The organism is Vibrio algivorus (assembly GCF_030161215.1).
Classification (GTDB): domain Bacteria; phylum Pseudomonadota; class Gammaproteobacteria; order Enterobacterales; family Vibrionaceae; genus Vibrio; species Vibrio algivorus.
This window is the reverse complement of record NZ_BSPV01000009.1, coordinates 264,174-282,858: the sequence shown is the minus strand read 5'-3', so window position 1 is coordinate 282,858 and position 18,685 is coordinate 264,174. Positions and strand designations below refer to the sequence as shown.

The 18,685-nt window shown below is 41.0% G+C and carries 15 protein-coding genes; 3 read left to right on the top strand and 12 right to left on the bottom strand.

Annotated features, from left to right (window positions below):
- Positions 1–77 precede the first annotated feature (77 nt).
- From odhB to sdhC, 6 genes are all read right to left on the bottom strand, one after another.
- On the bottom strand, positions 78–1,289 hold the full coding sequence (gene odhB, locus QQJ93_RS13685; RefSeq protein WP_089123277.1) for a 2-oxoglutarate dehydrogenase complex dihydrolipoyllysine-residue succinyltransferase: 1,212 nt from the start codon (positions 1,287–1,289) through the stop codon (positions 78–80).
- 54 nt (positions 1,290–1,343) lie between these two features.
- Positions 1,344–4,157, bottom strand: a complete 2,814-nt coding sequence (gene sucA / locus QQJ93_RS13680) for a 2-oxoglutarate dehydrogenase E1 component (protein ID WP_089123278.1) — start codon at positions 4,155–4,157, stop codon at positions 1,344–1,346.
- A 138-nt stretch (positions 4,158–4,295) separates the two neighbouring features.
- Positions 4,296–5,009, bottom strand: a complete 714-nt coding sequence (locus QQJ93_RS13675; protein WP_089123279.1) for a succinate dehydrogenase iron-sulfur subunit — start codon at positions 5,007–5,009, stop codon at positions 4,296–4,298.
- A gap of 14 nt (positions 5,010–5,023) precedes the next feature.
- Complete coding sequence (gene sdhA / locus QQJ93_RS13670; protein ID WP_089123280.1) at positions 5,024–6,790, bottom strand: succinate dehydrogenase flavoprotein subunit; 1,767 nt, start codon at positions 6,788–6,790, stop codon at positions 5,024–5,026.
- Positions 6,791–7,138, bottom strand: a complete 348-nt coding sequence (gene sdhD / locus QQJ93_RS13665) for a succinate dehydrogenase, hydrophobic membrane anchor protein (RefSeq protein ID WP_089123281.1) — start codon at positions 7,136–7,138, stop codon at positions 6,791–6,793.
- Positions 7,132–7,524 (bottom strand): succinate dehydrogenase cytochrome b556 subunit, encoded by a 393-nt coding sequence (gene sdhC, locus QQJ93_RS13660; protein WP_089123282.1) that lies wholly within the window; start codon positions 7,522–7,524, stop codon positions 7,132–7,134. The genes sdhD and sdhC overlap by 7 nt, the downstream gene beginning before the upstream one ends.
- A 389-nt stretch (positions 7,525–7,913) precedes the next feature.
- On the opposite strand from sdhC, the gene QQJ93_RS13655 reads away from it, so the two are divergent.
- Positions 7,914–9,203: a citrate synthase gene (locus QQJ93_RS13655; protein ID WP_089123283.1), complete on the top strand. Its 1,290-nt coding sequence runs from the start codon at positions 7,914–7,916 to the stop codon at positions 9,201–9,203.
- 72 nt (positions 9,204–9,275) lie between these two features.
- Here QQJ93_RS13655 and QQJ93_RS13650 read toward each other — a convergent pair whose 3' ends face one another.
- Entirely contained in the window at positions 9,276–10,034 is a 759-nt protein-coding gene (locus tag QQJ93_RS13650) for a Nif3-like dinuclear metal center hexameric protein (protein WP_089123284.1), read from the bottom strand.
- Positions 10,035–10,165: 131 nt separating this feature from the next.
- Between QQJ93_RS13650 and QQJ93_RS13645 the strand changes: the two genes are divergently transcribed.
- A complete protein-coding gene (locus QQJ93_RS13645) occupies positions 10,166–10,948 on the top strand; it encodes a DUF1853 family protein (RefSeq protein ID WP_284186108.1) in 783 nt (260 codons plus the stop codon).
- A gap of 171 nt (positions 10,949–11,119) precedes the next feature.
- Here the strand turns inward: QQJ93_RS13645 and pgm are convergent, their stop codons facing one another.
- From pgm to QQJ93_RS13630, 3 genes are all read right to left on the bottom strand, one after another.
- On the bottom strand, positions 11,120–12,754 hold the full coding sequence (gene pgm, locus QQJ93_RS13640) for a phosphoglucomutase (alpha-D-glucose-1,6-bisphosphate-dependent) (RefSeq protein ID WP_089123286.1): 1,635 nt from the start codon (positions 12,752–12,754) through the stop codon (positions 11,120–11,122).
- 380 nt (positions 12,755–13,134) lie between these two features.
- A complete protein-coding gene (gene seqA, locus QQJ93_RS13635; RefSeq protein ID WP_089123287.1) occupies positions 13,135–13,677 on the bottom strand; it encodes a replication initiation negative regulator SeqA in 543 nt (180 codons plus the stop codon).
- Positions 13,678–13,761: 84 nt separating this feature from the next.
- Positions 13,762–14,700 carry a LysR family transcriptional regulator gene (locus tag QQJ93_RS13630; RefSeq protein ID WP_089123288.1) on the bottom strand — a complete coding sequence of 313 codons (939 nt, stop codon included), beginning with the start codon at positions 14,698–14,700 and terminating at the stop codon, positions 13,762–13,764.
- A 135-nt stretch (positions 14,701–14,835) separates the two neighbouring features.
- Here QQJ93_RS13630 and QQJ93_RS13625 point away from each other — a divergent pair, with 135 nt between their 5' ends.
- Positions 14,836–16,845: an alkyl/aryl-sulfatase gene (locus QQJ93_RS13625; protein WP_089123289.1), complete on the top strand. Its 2,010-nt coding sequence runs from the start codon at positions 14,836–14,838 to the stop codon at positions 16,843–16,845.
- A gap of 107 nt (positions 16,846–16,952) precedes the next feature.
- Here the strand turns inward: QQJ93_RS13625 and QQJ93_RS13620 are convergent, their stop codons facing one another.
- Both QQJ93_RS13620 and QQJ93_RS13615 read right to left on the bottom strand, forming a co-directional pair.
- On the bottom strand, positions 16,953–17,864 hold the full coding sequence (locus QQJ93_RS13620; RefSeq protein WP_089123290.1) for a c-type cytochrome: 912 nt from the start codon (positions 17,862–17,864) through the stop codon (positions 16,953–16,955).
- Positions 17,861–18,514, bottom strand: a complete 654-nt coding sequence (locus QQJ93_RS13615) for a c-type cytochrome (protein WP_089123291.1) — start codon at positions 18,512–18,514, stop codon at positions 17,861–17,863. Before QQJ93_RS13615 ends, QQJ93_RS13620 begins: the two co-directional genes overlap by 4 nt.
- Positions 18,515–18,685: the final 171 nt, after the last annotated feature.

The window sequence follows — 18,685 nt, the reverse complement described above, 5'->3', positions numbered from 1 at the left end:
GGAATGCCATTATTTGTGTAGGTGTACTGATATAAAAAGGGGTAGATAGTTCACTTCTACCCCATCAATTGCTTAATTTAGACGTCCAACAGTAAACGAGCAGGATCTTCCAGTAACTCTTTAATGGTTACTAGGAATCCAACTGATTCACGACCATCAATCAAGCGGTGATCGTAAGACAGAGCGAGGTACATCATTGGTAAAATTTCCACTTTACCGTTTACCGCCATTGGACGATCTTGGATTTTATGCATACCCAAAATTGCCGCTTGTGGTGGGTTAATGATTGGTGTCGACATTAATGAGCCAAATACACCACCATTTGTGATAGTGAAGTTACCGCCCATTAAATCTTCAACTTGCAATTTACCATCACGTCCTTTGATCGCGAGATCTTTAATGCCTTTCTCAATATCAGCAAAGCCTAGCGTGTCGCAGTCTTTCAATACCGGAGTAACAAGGCCACGTGGTGTAGAAACCGCCATGCTGATATCAAAATAATTATGATAAACGATATCATCACCATCAATTGAAGCATTCACTTCAGGGTAACGCTTCAACGCTTCTGTTACCGCTTTAACATAGAAAGACATAAAGCCTAAGCGTGTATCATGACGCTTCTCAAACTGCTCTTTATATTGAGCACGAAGATCCATAATTGGCTTCATGTTCACTTCGTTAAAGGTTGTCAGCATTGCTGTTGAATTTTTCGCTTCAAGCAGACGATTTGCTACCGTTTTACGTAAGCGAGTCATTGGTACGCGCTTTTCAGTACGAGCAGCGGTAGGAGCTTCAACTTGAGTTTCTTTCTCTTCTTTCGCTGGCGTTGCTGATTTATTAGCAAGGTGCGCGTCAACATCTTCACGAGTAATACGACCACCAACACCTGTACCTTTCACATCTGATGCTTCAAGGCTGTGTTCCGCTAATAAACGACGAACGGCTGGACTTAGCGCGTCATTAGATTCTTCATTTAAAGCGGCTTTATGGCGTTTATCCGGCGATGCTTCACTTGATTCTGCTTTATCTTTTGTTGGCTCTCCAGCGACTGCACCAGCTTTTAATTTAGCGATCAGTTGCTTTGAAAGAACCGTTGCACCTTCTTCTTCCACAATGGCTTCTAACACACCATCATCAGGGGCTGGTACTTCTAACACTACTTTGTCAGTTTCAATTTCAACCAACACTTCATCACGTTGTACCGAATCACCCGGTTGTTTGTGCCATGTAGCAATAGTGGCATCTGCTACGGATTCAGGTAAATCTGGAACCAGAATTTCAATTGTCATATCTGTAAAGTCCTTATCTCTAGTTCATTCAACTAGGAGTAATAATCCACTGCACTAAAAGTCTAAATTCAAAGCATCATCCACTAATGCTTTCTGTTGCTTCAAGTGTACCGACATATAACCAACCGCTGGAGAAGCAGAAGCTGGTCGACCTGCATATTTTAATGTTGCACCATTTGGCAATGCGAAACGCATATTGTGTTGACTGCTATACCATGCGCCTTGGTTCTGCGGCTCTTCTTGACACCATACAAAATCTTCAACATTGGTATATTGCTCAATCGCTTTGCTCACATCATCGTATGGGAATGGATAAAGCTGCTCCACACGAATAATTGCGACATCGTCTTGTTCATTTTTACGACGCTGCTCAAGTAAGTCGTAATAAACTTTACCTGAACACATCACAACACGTTTCACTTTACTTGCTTCTAGCTCATCCGTTTCTGGAATTGCAGCTTGGAACGTGCCTTGTGCTAACTCTTCTAGTGTTGAAGTACACAAAGGATGACGTAATAAAGATTTTGGCGACATCACAATCAATGGGCGACGCATCGGGCGCACAACCTGGCGGCGAATCATGTGATAAACCTGAGCTGGCGTTGAAGGAACAACAACCTGCATATTTTGCTCAGCACACAATTGGAGGTAGCGCTCTAAGCGAGCAGATGAGTGTTCTGGACCTTGCCCTTCATAACCATGAGGCAGCAACATAGTTAGACCACATAAACGGCCCCACTTTTGCTCACCTGATGAAATAAATTGGTCAATCACAACTTGAGCACCATTGGCAAAGTCACCAAATTGAGCTTCCCAAATCGTTAAACCACTAGGTTCAGCCGTTGCATAACCGTATTCAAACGCTAATACTGCTTCTTCAGACAATACAGAGTCAAACACTTGGAATGGACCTTGGCTATCGTGAATATGTGCCAGTGGCATATAAGTACTAGCGGTTTCTTGATCATGCAATACTGCATGGCGGTGGAAGAAAGTACCACGACCGGAATCTTGCCCAGTAATACGAATACGCTTTCCATCATCGACAAGAGTGGCATAAGCTAAGGTTTCAGCCATCCCCCAGTCAATCATCTTCTCTCCATTCACCATAGAGCGACGATCGTTATACAATTTCGCAACTCGGCTTTGTAACTTATGACTTTCAGGGAACTGACAAGTCTTACTACCTAGCTCTGACAAACGAGTGAAATCAACTTGGTTATCCCAATCTTCATTCCATTCATGACCTAGGTAAGGAGTCCAGTCAACAGAGTGTAGTGCCATTGGGCGCCACTCTTTAACCACTACCTCACCACGATCAAGTGCATCACGGTATTCGTTAACCATTTGAGTTGCATCTTCTAACTCAATATCTTTACGGTCAACGAGTACATCAGCGTACAATTTACGTGGTGTCGGGTGCTTTTTGATCTTTTGATACATCAAAGGCTGAGTTGCATTTGGCTCATCGGCTTCGTTATGACCGTGGCGGCGATAACATACCAAATCAATGACAACATCACGTTTAAAAGTATTACGGTAATCTAAAGCAATGCGAGTAATAAAGGCTACCGCTTCTGGATCATCGGCATTCACATGGAAAATCGGTGCCTGTACCATCTTAGCGATATCAGTACAGTACATGGTTGATCGCATATCGCGTGGGTTTGATGTGGTAAAACCGATTTGGTTATTCACCACGATACGAACCGTACCACCAACTTGATAACCGCGAGCTTGAGACATGTTAAAGGTTTCAGCAACTACACCTTGCCCCGCTATCGCAGAGTCACCATGAATGGTGATCGGTAATACTTTGCTACCATCTTTGTCATTTAAGCGATCTTGACGAGCACGTACCGAACCAATAACCACTGGGTTTACAATCTCTAAGTGAGATGGGTTAAATGCTAAGGCTAAATGTACATCTCCACCTGGCGTAGAGAAATCAGCAGAGAAACCTTGGTGATATTTTACATCCCCAGTACCCCATGTTTCATCATGTTTACCGGCAAACTCATCAAATAAATCTTGTGGTTTTTTACCCAATACGTTGACTAACATATTTAAGCGACCACGGTGCGCCATACCAATAACCACTTCGCGCATGCCATTTGAGCCAGCATGACGAATTAATTCTTTTGTCATTGGTATTAATGCATCACCACCTTCTAATGAAAAGCGTTTAGCACCAGGGAATTTTGCGCCTAAATAACGCTCAAGGCCTTCCGCTGCCGTCAGTTCATGTAGAAAAGTGGATTTTTCTTCTGCGGTAAAAGTACCTTCACCTACCACTGATTCTAAGCGGTCTTGGATCCAACGCTTTTCTTCAGTGTTAGTGATGTGCATATATTCTGCACCAATTGAACCACAGTAGATTTTATTTAAGGCTTCATAGATATCTTTCAACGGCATAGTATCTTTGCCTACCGCAAAAGAACCGACGTTAAATGACTCTTGGAAGTCTTCAGGAGAGAGATTATGAAACGCAGGATCAAGTTCAGCAACTGATTCACGTTTCCAAATGTTGAGGGGGTCTAGATTCGCAGCTTGATGCCCACGGAAGCGGTAAGCATTGATTAACTGCAAGACTTTTACTTGTTTAGCATCGACATCAGGATCACTAACTTGGACATTGTAATGCTTTGTCTCTTTCGCTAATCGTCTGAAGTAGTCACGAACACGGGAGTGTGGTTGTTCACCTGCGACAGAAGCTTCTGCTGGTAGGCTATCAAACACCTCTTTCCATTCGTCACCGACTAAATCGGGGTCACTAAGATACAGTTCGTAGAGATCTTCTACGTAAGTTGCATTGGCGCCAGCCAAGTGTGAAGACTCGAGCCATGCCTTCATCACGCCGTTGTGCATATTTTCCCTTAACCTTTTTTGGTTTCAAATTATGCTTCGACACTTACTCAGCTATAAATGGTTACGGTAAGTAAATGCCTAATTGTAAGTCGGCCTAGTGTAAGGCTAGGCCGACCTTCCTTGCCCTTAGAGCAATTTTTATACTGAACGATTGATAAGCATTGTCTTAATATGACCAATCGCTTTGGTTGGGTTTAATCCCTTAGGACAAACACTGACACAGTTCATTATCTCATGACAACGAAAAACGCTAAATGCATCGTCAAGATTTGACAAACGTTCATCTGTCGCGGTATCTCGGCTATCAATTAACCAACGATAGGCGGCTAATAAACCTGCTGGGCCAATAAATTTATCCGGGTTCCACCAGAATGACGGGCAAGATGTCGTACAACATGCACACATAATGCAATCATACAAACCATCTAGGTGAGCACGGTCTTCTGGTGATTGTAAGTTTTCACGCGATGGTGGTAATTCACTATCATTGATCAAATAAGGTTTAACTTTGGCATAATTATCATAAAACTGAGCCATATCAACAATAAGGTCACGCACTACAGGTAAACCTGGCAGTGGACGAATGACCACCTTGCTTTTACCTAATAATGCCGACAAAGGCGTAATACACGCAAGGCCATTTTTGCCATTCATGTTTAAACCATCTGAACCACATACACCTTCACGACATGAGCGACGGAAAGAAATGGTCGGATCTTGTTCTTTCAATAGGATAAGCGCATCAAGCACCATCATATCGGAACCTTCTTCCACTTCTAACTCGTAATCCTTCATGTAAGGCTTTTTGTCAGCATCCGGATTATAACGATACAAAGAGAAATTGACTTTCATTTGCTTAATCTCCCTTAGTAGACACGAGCTTTAGGTGGAAAGGCTTCACGCAGTACAGGCTGCATATTCACATCACGTTTAGACATATCTTCCGTTTCAGGATTATAAATCGAGTGACATAACCAATTCGCATCATCACGATCCGGGTAGTCAAAGCGGGCATGTGCACCACGGCTTTCAGTACGATAATTCGCTGCAACCGCAGTTGCAAAAGCCGTTTCCATTAAGTTGTCTAATTCTAAACATTCGATACGTTGAGTATTAAACTCAGTAGACTTATCCGATAAATAAGCATTTTTCAAACGCTCACGAATCGCTTTTAGCTCTTCTAAACCTTTTGCCATCGCATCACCTTCACGGAATACCGAGAAGTTATTTTGCATGCAGCTTTGTAAGTCTTTACGAATTTGTACCGGATCTTCACCGCCAGTACTGTTTTCCCAACGATTATAACGAGCCAATGATGCTTCAATATCGGCTTCAGTTGCTTCAGGTGTTTCAGCTTGAAGTGCCAACGTTTCACCCAAATGCAGACCCGTTGCACGGCCAAATACCACTAAATCAAGTAGTGAGTTACCGCCTAGACGGTTTGCACCATGTACCGATACAGAAGCAATTTCACCACAGGCAAATAGACCTTGAACCTCTTGGTCTTGACCATTCGCATCTTGTTTAATCGCTTGACCTGAAACCTGAGTTGGCACCCCACCCATCATATAGTGACAAGTTGGAATAACTGGAATCGGTTCTTTAACGGGATCAACGTGAGCAAAGGTACGAGATAATTCAAGAATACCCGGCAAGCGAGCATCTAAAACTTCTTTACCTAAGTGATCCAGTTTCAATTTAATATGTGGCCCCCAAGGACCGTCACAGCCACGACCTTCACGAATTTCAATCATCATTGAACGTGCGACTACGTCACGACCGGCTAAATCTTTCGCATTCGGTGCATAACGTTCCATGAAACGTTCGCCATCTTTATTAAGAAGATAACCACCTTCACCACGGCAACCTTCAGTAACCAGTACACCAGCGCCAGCAATACCCGTTGGGTGGAACTGCCACATTTCAATATCTTGCATTGGAACGCCAGCACGCAGAGCCATACCAACACCATCACCAGTATTAATATGCGCATTAGTAGTCGATTGATAAATACGACCTGCACCACCGGTTGCCAATACCGTTGCTTTGGCTTTGAAGTAGCAAATCTCACCCGTTTCCATGCAAAGAGCCGTGGTACCTAATACCGCACCTTCTTCATTTTTCACTAAATCAAGCGCGTACCACTCAGAGAAAATGGTGGTTTTATGTTTGATGTTTTGCTGATAAAGCGTATGAAGCAATGCATGTCCAGTACGGTCAGCCGCGGCAGCCGTTCGAGCCGCTTGCTCACCACCAAAATCTTTTGATTGACCACCAAATGGACGCTGATAAATAGAACCATCTTCAAAACGAGAAAACGGCAAACCCATTTTTTCTAATTCAATGACAGATTCTGGGCCATTTTTACACATATATTCGATAGCGTTTTGGTCACCAATGTAATCTGAACCTTTTACGGTATCGTACATGTGCCACTGCCAGTCATCTTTATGTGAATTCCCTAATGCTACTGTAATCCCACCTTGAGCAGAAACAGTATGAGAACGAGTTGGAAATACTTTTGAAAGCAACGCACAAGATAGGCCTTGCTCTGAAATTTGTAATGCAGCGCGCATACCTGCGCCACCAGCGCCGATCACAACGGCGTCAAATTCACGAACGGGAATACTCACTTACACACCCCACAAAATAAATAGACCAGAGAAGAAGTACGCAATTAATGTCACTATGATCAGCAATTGTAATGCTACGCGTACTCCGGTTGGTTTAATATAATCAGTCAATACCTGCCACATACCAATCCAGGCATGAATTAATACACATAGAAGCGCCACCATAGTGAACACTTTAGTGAACGTTCCACTAAAAAAGGATTGCCATGACAGGTAATTAATATCAGGGCCACAGGCTAAAAATCCCACCATGTACACGGTATAAAGTGTCATGATGATGCCTGTTGCACGGATCAGGAGGTAATCATGAACTCCATTGCGTCCGAATGAAGAAATGTGCTTTACCATACAAGAACTCCTGCTAATACCGATAATACAGCGGTGACCACGAAAACAGCTTTAGCGCTTAACGCACCGCTTTCTTTCTCTTCAAAATATTTCATATCCATCAGTAAATGACGTACCCCACCACAGATGTGGTAAGCAAGTGCAGTCAAAATACCCCACAAAATGAATTTCACAGCAAAGCTATCAATAATGCTCGATGCCTGAGAAAAACCTACTGGAGATGATAAAGAGGTGGCAAGTAGCCATAGTAAGATACCAACAGAAACAAACATAATGACACCAGAAACACGGTGCACAATGGATGCAATGGCAGAAATTGGGAAGTGTATTGTTTGTAAATCTAAGTTTACTGGTCTGGACTTTCTTTTATTCACGGGTGTGCTCACTCAGCTCCATCTAGAGCATTTATAGTTATTGACATAAATTGATTAAACACCCTGTAACTATTTAATTAACATTTCCATTCCAAAACACCCAGTCAATCTATGGATTTTTTGTTAATTAAACATCTACCTCATCGAGAGAAGCTTCCGAAACCCCTGATAAAATAAGGCGTTAACCAAAATTTTCATTAGCACTATACGACTGCAAACAAACAAATTCAATTCATGTAACAAAATATGCTACATAGAACATATTTTTAACTTTTTCCAACTAAAAAATAATAAGCAGCACACAGTTCGAAGTAGAATAATTGACTTTAAGTAGGAATCTAAGTACAAAAAGCACACACAAAATATCCTGGATGGATAAATAATTTACAAAGGAGAATGTCATGGCGGATAAGAAAGCGACCCTTCATATTGAAGGTCAAGCACCTATTGAGCTCCCTATTTTAAGCGGCACAGATGGCCCAGATGTAGTGGATGTCCGCAAATTAGGTGCAAGCGGTTATTTTACTTTTGACCCAGGTTTTCTTGCTACTGCATCTTGCGAATCCCAAATCACTTACATTGATGGTGGTAAAGGTATTTTACTTCACCGTGGTTTCCCAATCGACCAACTTGCCAACAATGCTGACTATTTAGAAGTGTGCTATATCTTGCTTTATGGCGAAGCGCCAACACGCACTGAGTATGAGAAATTCAAAAAGATCGTGTCTAATCACACTATGGTTCATGAGCAAATCGCAAGCTTCTTCCACGGTTTCCGCCGTGATGCTCACCCAATGGCTGTAATGTGTGGCGTTGTTGGTGCATTAGCCGCGTTTTATCATGACTCGTTAGATATTAATAATTCAACGCACCGTGAAATTACCGCATTCCGCTTACTGTCTAAAATGCCAACATTAGCGGCAATGTGTTATAAGTACTCAATCGGGCAACCATTCATCTATCCTCGTAATGACTTAGATTATGCAAGCAACTTCTTGCATATGATGTTTGCTAACCCTTGCGAAGAATACAACGTCAACCCAGTGGTTGCGCGTGCAATGGATAAAATTTTCACCCTTCACGCAGATCACGAACAAAATGCTTCAACGTCAACAGTTCGCCTTGCGGGTTCTTCTGGCGCTAACCCATTTGCTTGTATTGCAGCGGGTATCGCTTCACTGTGGGGCCCGGCTCACGGTGGTGCTAACGAAGCATGTTTAAAAATGTTAGAAGAGATTGGCAGTGTTGAAAATATCCCTGAATATATTGAACGCGCTAAAGATAAAGATGATCCATTCCGCCTAATGGGCTTTGGTCACCGAGTCTACAAAAACCACGACCCACGTGCCAAAGTAATGCGTGATTCATGCCATGAAGTACTATCGGAGCTTAACATTGAAGATCCGCTGCTTGATGTAGCGATGGAGCTAGAGCGTATCGCACTTTCTGACCCATACTTTGTTGAGAAGAAACTGTACCCTAACGTTGATTTCTATTCAGGTATTATCCTAAAAGCGATTGGTATCCCTGTATCTATGTTTACGGTAATTTTTGCACTTTCTCGTACCATAGGTTGGATTGCCCATTGGAATGAAATGCATGATGACCCACACAATCGTATCGGTCGTCCTCGCCAACTTTACACAGGTAAATTAAGCCGAGATTTCAAACCTCTACAAGATCGTGAATAGCATAATTTGAAACAACAAGCGTAATAAAAAAGCGAGCTTTCAAGGCTCGCTTTCTCTTTTATTAGCAAATACTTATACCGGATTATCAATATCAATAAACGTGACATCAAATCCGTGCTGCTTTGCTAACCATTCACCTAGTGCTTTTACACCATATCTCTCAGTCGCATGGTGACCTGCCGCAAAATAATGTATACCTAATTCACGTGCAATATAGGTAGTACGCTCAGAAATTTCACCTGAAATAAACGCATCAAGACCTGATTGTGCCGCTAATTCTAAATAGTCTTGCCCACCCCCTGTACACCAACCGATGGTTTTAATTTCTTTATCTTGTTCATATGGGGCAATATGTAATGGTTTACGGTTCAGTACTGTCTCAATTTTTTGACTTAACTCTTGTCCTGACATAGGTGTTTTAAACGTACCGTACATAGCAACAGATTGTGGGTGCCCTTCAAGGCCCCCCTGAGTTTCAATATCCAACAGCTGAGCCAGTTGCGCGTTATTACCTAATTGAGGGTGAATATCGAGCGGTAAATGATAAGCATATAAATTAATATCATTTTGAATCAATGAGCGAATACGCTTACCTTTCATTCCAGTAATCGATTGAGATTCACCTTTCCAAAAATAACCGTGATGGACTAAAATCGCATCAGCTTTAGCTTCAACTGCCGCCTCAATTAAAGCTTGCGACGCGGTCACTCCAGTCACAATTTTTTTAACTATTGTTTTTCCTTCAACCTGTAGGCCATTAGGACAATAGTCTTTTACTAAATGAGGTGATAAAGTTTGATTGAGCAATGTCTCTAATTGTAGGTTATTCATAGTCGAAACCTTTTGATGATGTTCATATTCGAATGCCAGCGTTTGTATTATGTTATAACAGTCAATTGCCAGTGACTTCAAGCCCAACACAAAAAGTCGTAATAAAGCATAAGGACAGATTTTAAGTGTCGATGAAATATGCCATTTCCCCGCAGGAGCAACAGAATCTATTTATAAAAATCAGTGATTGGATGTCTCATCACTCACCGTTATTGCAAGCTAATCAAGCAGAGTTAGCAGAGAATCCATTCAGTAAAAATTTATCGCTTCAGTCACTTCCCTACTCAGGCAATTCTCGCCTTGGTTTTTGGTATCAACACTTGTGCCACCAATATTTTGCTTCTCATCCTAACTATCAAATTGTGGCCGAAGAAATTCAGCTCAACCATCAAGGAAAAACCATCGGCGCTTTAGATTTTGTTCTCAAAAATACCGTAACCAATACAACAGAACACTGGGAAGTGGCGATTAAGTTTTATCTTTTGTTTGATGGCTTATGGTATGGCCCGAATAGTCGCGATCGATTGGATTTAAAACTCTCACATATGCTCAACCACCAGCTTGCTATGTCTCAACATTCATGCTTTAAAAAACAATACCCGAACCTAGGTGAGATTAAACCTAAGTTACTGATGCAAGGCCGGTTATACATTAATCCTTTTCGTGGTGAAGCGATACCAACAAGTTGCCTAGGCTATACAATTGACCAATCTCAAAGCTACGGTTATTGGTGCTACGCTGATGACTTCAATAACATCAACGAACCATTGTATATACTGAAAAAAGGCCAGTGGTTAACAGGAAAAGAAGCGAATTCGCCAATATTAAAAGAAGTTGGAAAAGAGTTTGTACATTGCCAAAGTCAATCAGGTGATTTTTGGTTTGTCCTACCTAACGAGTGGCCGCATGCTTAATTGAAAGACATAAAAAAGCGAGACCATTAGAATCTCGCTATTTCTTCGTTACTTGCTTTGTTTATATGCCTAAGGTAATTGAAGTTTCAATCAGGCAAAGAAACGCTGTCAACAAAATTGCAGCTTCAAATACGAAGGCTATACTCATCACACAGCTAGGTGCGATTGCTACTATAAACCTGCGTTAGCAAATACTTGATTCACAATTTCTTGGGCTTCTTGTTCGATAAGCTTTAAATGATCTTTACCTTTAAAGCTTTCGCAATAGATTTTATAGATATCTTCAGTACCTGATGGACGAGCCGCAAACCAGCCATTTTCAGTCGTCACTTTAAGGCCACCAATTGCTGCACCATTACCTTGAGCGTGGGTTAATCGTGCCGTGATCTTCTCGCCGGCTAACTCATCAGCACTCACCATTTCAGCAGACATACTTTTAAGAACATTTTTTTGTTCTGTATTAGCCACAGCCTGAATACGATTGTATTCTGATGCGCCATGTTTTGCGGCTAATTTGTCGTAATATTGCTGTGGATTCATACCTGTTACTGCGGTAATTTCGGCCGCAAGCAAACACAAAATAATGCCATCTTTATCAGTCGACCAAGGCGTTCCATCTTTACGTAAGAATGAAGCTCCGGCACTTTCTTCACCACCAAAACCAAAGTGACCTTCGTATAAGCCATCAACAAACCACTTAAAGCCAACAGGCACTTCACATAGTTCACGACCTAAATCGGCCACCACACGATCAATTATCGCACTTGATACCAGTGTTTTTCCCACTTGAACATCACTTCCCCACTCACTACGGTGGCGGAATAAGTAATCAATACAAACCGCTAAATAATGATTCGGATCCATTAAGCCTTGTGGGGTAACAATCCCATGGCGGTCATAGTCTGGATCATTACCAAAAGCTAAATCATAATCATCTTTTAACGATAGCAAGCTCGCCATCGCATAAGGTGATGAGCAATCCATACGAATCGCACCATCTTTATCGAGTGTCATAAACTGAAAAGATGGATCAACGATTTCATTCACTAACGTCATATCAAGCTGATAAGTTTTCGCTATACGTCGCCAGTACTCGATCCCTGCACCACCTAATGGATCAATACCAATCTTAATATTCGCTTTTTGAATCGCCTCAATATCAATCACGTTAACTAAGTCATCTACATAAGGTTGTACTAAATCAAGTGCTTTCACTTTATCTAAAGAATTGGTACAACGTTTAACGCCTTGCAACCTTGCTGCAATATATTGATTTGCTTTATCTTCAATGCGTTGGGTGATTTCTGCTTCAGCTGGGCCACCGTGGCTTGGGTTATATTTAATACCACCATCTTGCGGTGGGTTATGTGATGGCGTGATCACGATGCCATCCGATTTATCCTGATGGGCAAGATTGTAATTCAAAATTGCATGAGAAATGCTTGGCGTAGGAGTAAAGCCGTTATCTTGCTGAACAATCACTTCAATACCATTAGCAACCAAAACTTCGACTACCGAACGACAAGCAGGCTCAGAGAGCGCATGGGTATCTTTCCCGACAAACATAGGTCCAGTTAATCCAGCAGCCACACGTTCATCCGCTACCGCTTGAGCAATAGCTAAGATATGCGTTTGGTTAAACGTAGCTTTACTTGAACAACCACGGTGACCCGAAGTTCCAAATAATACTTTATGGCTTGTATTGGTCACATCAGGTTCAATAAAGAAGTAATCGCTCACTAGAGCGGGAATATTAATTAAGTCTTCAGGTAAGGTTTTAGTACCAGCTCTAGAGTGAAGAGACATTCAATAATCCTTTTTAGTGCTATTAAATTGAAAAATAATTATAAAATCGAAAAAGCCTCATAATACGTGATGATTCAAATATTATGAGGCTCTTATATATACCCAAGTGACTTCAAGATGCGAGTTTCAGCAAGAATAAAACAAGCTTTAGGCAAGGCAAATTGAAGATGATAATAGTCATTCTATCTCTGTTCAATTTAACGCCGCCTAAAGCTTATTTTAACTTGCCCTTCGGGAGCTTCATTCAAACCTTTAAGCCGCGTCAGATTGGTTTGAAAGGTGCCTACATTCCTTCGCCAATCTTCCTTGCCTAAAGGTTTGGATGATAGCTCTGAATTCTGCATCTTGAAGTCACTTGGGTAAAATAGTTCTAATTAACGTTAGATGGCGTTACATACTTTATCAATCAAGTCTGCTTGAAAACCCATTTGCGTCATTAGCTGCTGAACCATTTGGCGCTTGCGGTTGGTATTATTATTGGTAATTACCCAAAATGGCGTATTTGGAATCGAGCGTGGTTTGGTTGTTTTACCGCTAGCTAATAAGGTGTCTTCATTATCAGCAAAGTAAACACGTGTGCGACCTTTCACTTTTGCTGCTTCTGCAAAACTAGATGCTTCAATGTGATAAAGAGAAGATAAAATCATCATAAAGCGGTCAATCGCTTTATCTTTCTCTGCAAATTCATCAGAAATGAGCAAAGATCGCATCACTTTAACGCCATCTGGCTTTTCTTGTTTAGCGGGCTTAGTTGATTCAACTGTATCAACGGCAACAGGCTTAGTCACTGTTGCATTTGCTTGTGATCCTTGCTGCTCACCGATTAAAAGTCGACGTAAAATATCCGAGGCACTCTCACCAATATGTTGGGTTTGACTCGCAATATAACGATAAAGTTCTTCATCTACTTCAATGGTTTTCATTGGCTTTTCACAATCTCAATCTGTTTAAACTCTAAAATGATTATACCTATAACTGACCGGATACTCTATGCTAATTAACGAGTGTTAGTCAGAAAAATCTCTTTTATTATTAAGAGTGTTAACTCTCTCTCTCATAAATAGCCTTTCTATCTCATATCGAAACCAATGATTCGATTGATCGTTACTTCTCGATGGATGCCAATAAAGGCAAACACCGTATTCCGTGTTTTCAAATGGAAGTTGAACCGACTTAATCGAAAACGTATCACTAAAAATATCAACATTGGTAGCATCAGAGAGGCATACAAAATCAGTTCTTCCTACCAAACATAAAGACTCAATTGTACCAACCGTTGTTGCAGACACTTTCCTAGCGTCTATTCCTTGGACATGTTCATTCGTCAATACATAACCTTGGGATTTCCAATCATTCACCGTAACATGTTGTTCTTTTAAGTACTCTTGCATAGTAACCCTACCCGTTTTTATTCGCGGATGATCTTTTCGGCAACATAAGACTAGTTGATCTTCGAAAATGGTCTTCTTATTCAAGTTCTGGATATTGCCTATATCCATATCAATCACAAAATCACATTCTTTTGCCCTCAATTGGGAAAGTATATCTCCCACACCTAATAAATGAATATTGATACTAATTAATGGGTATAAATTTGCAAAGGATTCAACGACCTTAGGAATGAAAGAATAATTAACAAGTGAAGTGCATGCGATAGAAAATCGATAAGGTCTAGCATGTGGATTAAACGCTACATTAGATGAAAAAGTCGCATCTAACTCACTTAAACTTTTCAAGATAATAGGGTAAATGCGTTGTGCGAATGGTGTAGGCTCTACACCTGTTGCAGTTCTGGTCACAAGAGGGTCTTGGTATTGTTCTCGTAATTTACTCAAGGCCCGACTAATTGCTGGCTGGGAAATACCTAACCGATGAGCCGCTTTTCCCATATGCTTTTCTTCTATTATTGCAACTAGAGTCGGTAATAATTGATACGAGTAATCCACCTTATCTCCTTAAAAATCACACTATACAGTTACACCTTATAGCATTATTCGATAAATGGAAAATGGTTATACCTTGTTCAAATTTCAATCAAGCATAAGAATAACTAAACATCTTATCGAATAAGGAATTACCCTATGAACTTCCCTTTAAAAAAAGTGGCTTGTTTATCATCGTTAACCATTTTTCTTGCTCCTAACATTTGGGCAAACCAATTAGATTATCAGTTTTCTTCTGAAGCTAAAGCTGCCACCTCATACACAAAAAAATCAAATGAACACGTTTACAAAGAGCTTAACTTTAAGGATAAAACAGCCTTTAAGAATGCCAACCATGGTTTTATCGCACCATTAACTGATGGTGGTTTTATTGACGGCTTTGCTGATGTCCCAGCTATGCAATTTATGCAAGGTAAAAAAGCTCCAGACACTGTCAATCCAAGTTTATGGCGCCATGCTCAGTTAGTGAATAGAGGTGGCTTATATGAAGTGTTACCAAACAAAATTTATCAGGTTAGAGGGAATGACATTGCGAGTTTAACCATTATAGAAACCAATAATGGGATCATTCTGTATGATCTTGAGTATTCTCCTGAAACACTAAAAGCTGCTTATAAATTATATGAAGAACATAGAGGGAAGCGCCCACTTAAAGCAGTGATTATTTCTCACTCACATACCGATCACTATGGTGGGATACAAGGATTGGTCAGTGCAGGTATTGCAACTGAAGAAGAATTAAACTCAGGTGAGATTCCTGTCTACGTTCCAGAAGGTTTTGTCGAGCACTCCGTTAGTGAAATGGTACTTTACGGCAACATCATGAGCCGTCGAGCAATTTATCAATATGGATATGCTCTTCCAAAAAATGAAAAAGGCTTTGTCACAGCGGCACTTGGACCTCTAGTCGCAAATGGAGCTAACGGGCTCCCAACAACGGTTAAAGAAGTCACTAAAGATGGAGAAACCATCAATATCGATGGCGTCAATTTTGAATTCTATCTAGTCCCTGGTAGCGAAGCACCATCTGAAATGGTCTTTATGATCCCAGAATGGGGTGCGATTTCCATGGCTGAAGATATAAATCACTTACAACATAACGTGTACTCTATGCGTGGAGCAAAAACGCGAGATGCTGGTTTGTGGGGCAAATACATCAACGAAGCTATTGTTCGCTGGCAAGGTGATGCAAAAGTTTTATTTGGACCACATACTTGGCCAACGTGGGGACAAGATAATGTAGTTAATTACCTAAAATCACAGCGCGATTTATATAAAGGTATTAATGACCAAACTGCTCGCCTAGCTAACTATGGTTACCGTCCTGATGACATTGCAAAGAAAATCAAATTACCTGATTCAATTATGAAAAATTGGGATAACCGCGATTACTATGGCAATTTCGAAAACAATGTCATCGCGACTTATATTCACAATTTAGGCTGGTTTGATGCTAACCCAGTGAATATTGCCAAACACACTAGTTCAGAAACAGGCAAACGCTATGTTGAGTCTTTCGGTGGTGAAGGTGTCGTTGTACAAAAAGCTCTTGAATACTATAAAAAAGGCGACTACTCATTTACTGTTCAGCTATTAAACAATATCCAAGCCTATAATAAAGATAATAAAAAAGCGAATTACCTTATGGCAGATGCTTTTGAACAGTTAGGCTATCAAGAAGAAACCTCATTAATTCGTAACTGGTATTTGACTGCAGCACAAGAGCTACGTTCTGATGAGATATTAGCCCAAGGTGTGAATAGTGCTGGCCCTGATGTACTTAAAGCGATACCTTCCGATTTAATGATGGATGTTTTTGCTACGCGATTAATGCCAGAAAAATCCGTAGAAATCGGTCGTCTTGCTTTTGTATTTGAATTGAACGGTGAAAGTTTTGGTGTAGAAGTAGAACAAGGTGTTCTAAATGCAGCTAAAAACTACCAACCAAAAGATTCAATGGCGACGATTAAAACCGATAACTTAACCTTATTCTCCATTATGGGTAACCAAACCTCATTAAAGGATGCCGAGAAATCTGGAAAACTAAAAATTTCAGGCAAAGGTGAAGTGTTCAGCCAATTCCTTGCAATGATGGACGATAAAATCCCTAATGCATTTAACCTAATTCAACCTAGAATGAATGAGTAATAAGTTTACTCATACAGTACGAGTATTGAAAAACACCCCTTATAAATAAGGGGTGTTTTTTATAGTACGTCCACTAAATATCAAGCACGTCATCTCTGCAAAGAAAACTAATAAGCTTTGCTTCCGAGTATATGTTTATCGAGCGTTGATGGGGTGCCGTAAAGTGAATCTTTGGCATGAAACTCTTTGGCCGTTTCAGCCACCGACTTACTAAAGCGAGGATCTTGTGGACGCTCATGGCTATTGATGAAAACAGACACATCCCACGCTTGTTGATCCGTTAAGCTGTTGCTCTTACTTAATGGCATATTAGCTTTAATAAAGTTAGCCGCAGAACTGATTTGATGCATACCCGCCCCCCAGTTATAGCTATCTTTACCCCATAGCGGTGGGAATACGTAACGGTTATCCACTTTACGTCCTTCACCATTATCACCATGACAAAGTGCACATTGTGTCGTATAGACCTCTTGCCCACGAGTGAAATCAGGAGTGAGCTCTGGCTGTTCTAATTTAGGGAACCCACGGCCAGGAATGCTTGCATTCACCTTAGCATCCGTTGCCAGCCAATAAGAATAAGCCGTGAGATCTAAAATAGTTTGACTGACCGCTTCTGGTGGTTGACCATTCATTGAGTAAGCGAAACACCCTTGCAATCGATCTTCGTAGGTATTCACTTTCTTATTCTTACCACGATAAGCAGGATAAGAAACATAAGCGCCCCACATTGGAGCTGCATTGGCTAAACGTCCACCAGATAAATGGCAGTTGGTACAATTTAAACCATTACCAACTTCACCAGATTGTTTCAGTTGCTGACTATTCATAAAGATTGAATAACCACGTTTCACTGCTTCAGCAAAATGCTCTTCTGGCACATTTCCCCAATCTGGTACTTGGTGATAAGACTCACCTTGTGCAAGCGGCTTACCCGGCTCAACACTACCTAAATCTTTATGTCCGTCATTGGCAAAAACTATTCCACTTAATAGCGATAGGCTTAATAGTAAGTATTTCATTTTTTCACCTCCGCAGTTTTCTGCGCAACCGGTGCCCCTAATGAAGCAAAATAGTCCGAAACCGCTTTGATTTCTTCATCACTTAGAGATTTAGCAATTGGTCCCATGATCGCCATTGCACCCGCAGGTCTTGTACCCTCTTTCCACGATTTCATTTGGTTAACTAAATAGGCAGAATTTTGTCCAGCCAAACGAGGTATACCTGGTTTAACACCCACGCCACTCGGGCCATGACAAGCGACACAAGACGGCACATTGGCTTCCAGTTTTCCGCTATATGCAATTTTTTCGCCTAATTGCATATCCCCAGGCCACTTATCACCACGCCATTGCAGCTTAAATGTCATCGCATCAGGCACACTAGAATAATGTTTTACAATAGTATCCATTTGTTCATCAGTAATTTGATAAATAAATGCATCCATGAAAGTAGTGTGACGCTTTTTACTACGAAAATTCTCAACTTGTTCACGGAGATATTGGTCAGACTGCCCCCATAAATTAGGGATATGATCAAGAGTAGAGACACCATTAACCCCATGACATGTAGAGCAAAACTCAACAACCCCTTCTTTATGTTGAGGTAATGTGTCTGCTACACCAATGATGGGGCATAACATTAAAGCGCCCATTATTAGTCGTTTTTGCATATTGCTTCCTATTATTATGATTTTCTAACCTATTACCTAGTATAGCTATTTTACTTAGTGCTGCATTTCAGCGTACATAGGAACAAATAAGTTAAATAAAAAGATACACTTTTATTGCTACATCGAAGTGACATTTTGCCAGGTTAAGTGATTACTTTCGCATTATGACTG

Bases quoted from the DNA above. Each gene is read 5' to 3' on its own strand.
- odhB (WP_089123277.1), bottom strand. From the start codon at position 1,289: ATGACAATTGAAATTCTGGTTCCAGATTTACCTGAATCCGTAGCAGAT.
- sucA (WP_089123278.1), bottom strand. From the start codon at position 4,157: ATGCACAACGGCGTGATGAAGGCATGGCTCGAGTCTTCACACTTGGCT.
- QQJ93_RS13675 (WP_089123279.1), bottom strand. From the start codon at position 5,009: ATGAAAGTCAATTTCTCTTTGTATCGTTATAATCCGGATGCTGACAAA.
- sdhD (WP_089123281.1), bottom strand. From the start codon at position 7,138: ATGGTAAAGCACATTTCTTCATTCGGACGCAATGGAGTTCATGATTAC.
- QQJ93_RS13655 (WP_089123283.1), top strand. From the start codon at position 7,914: ATGGCGGATAAGAAAGCGACCCTTCATATTGAAGGTCAAGCACCTATT.
- QQJ93_RS13650 (WP_089123284.1), bottom strand. From the start codon at position 10,034: ATGAATAACCTACAATTAGAGACATTGCTCAATCAAACTTTATCACCT.
- QQJ93_RS13645 (WP_284186108.1), top strand. From the start codon at position 10,166: ATGAAATATGCCATTTCCCCGCAGGAGCAACAGAATCTATTTATAAAA.
- pgm (WP_089123286.1), bottom strand. From the start codon at position 12,754: ATGTCTCTTCACTCTAGAGCTGGTACTAAAACCTTACCTGAAGACTTA.
- seqA (WP_089123287.1), bottom strand. From the start codon at position 13,677: ATGAAAACCATTGAAGTAGATGAAGAACTTTATCGTTATATTGCGAGT.
- QQJ93_RS13625 (WP_089123289.1), top strand. From the start codon at position 14,836: ATGAACTTCCCTTTAAAAAAAGTGGCTTGTTTATCATCGTTAACCATT.
- QQJ93_RS13620 (WP_089123290.1), bottom strand. From the start codon at position 17,864: ATGAAATACTTACTATTAAGCCTATCGCTATTAAGTGGAATAGTTTTT.
- QQJ93_RS13615 (WP_089123291.1), bottom strand. From the start codon at position 18,514: ATGCAAAAACGACTAATAATGGGCGCTTTAATGTTATGCCCCATCATT.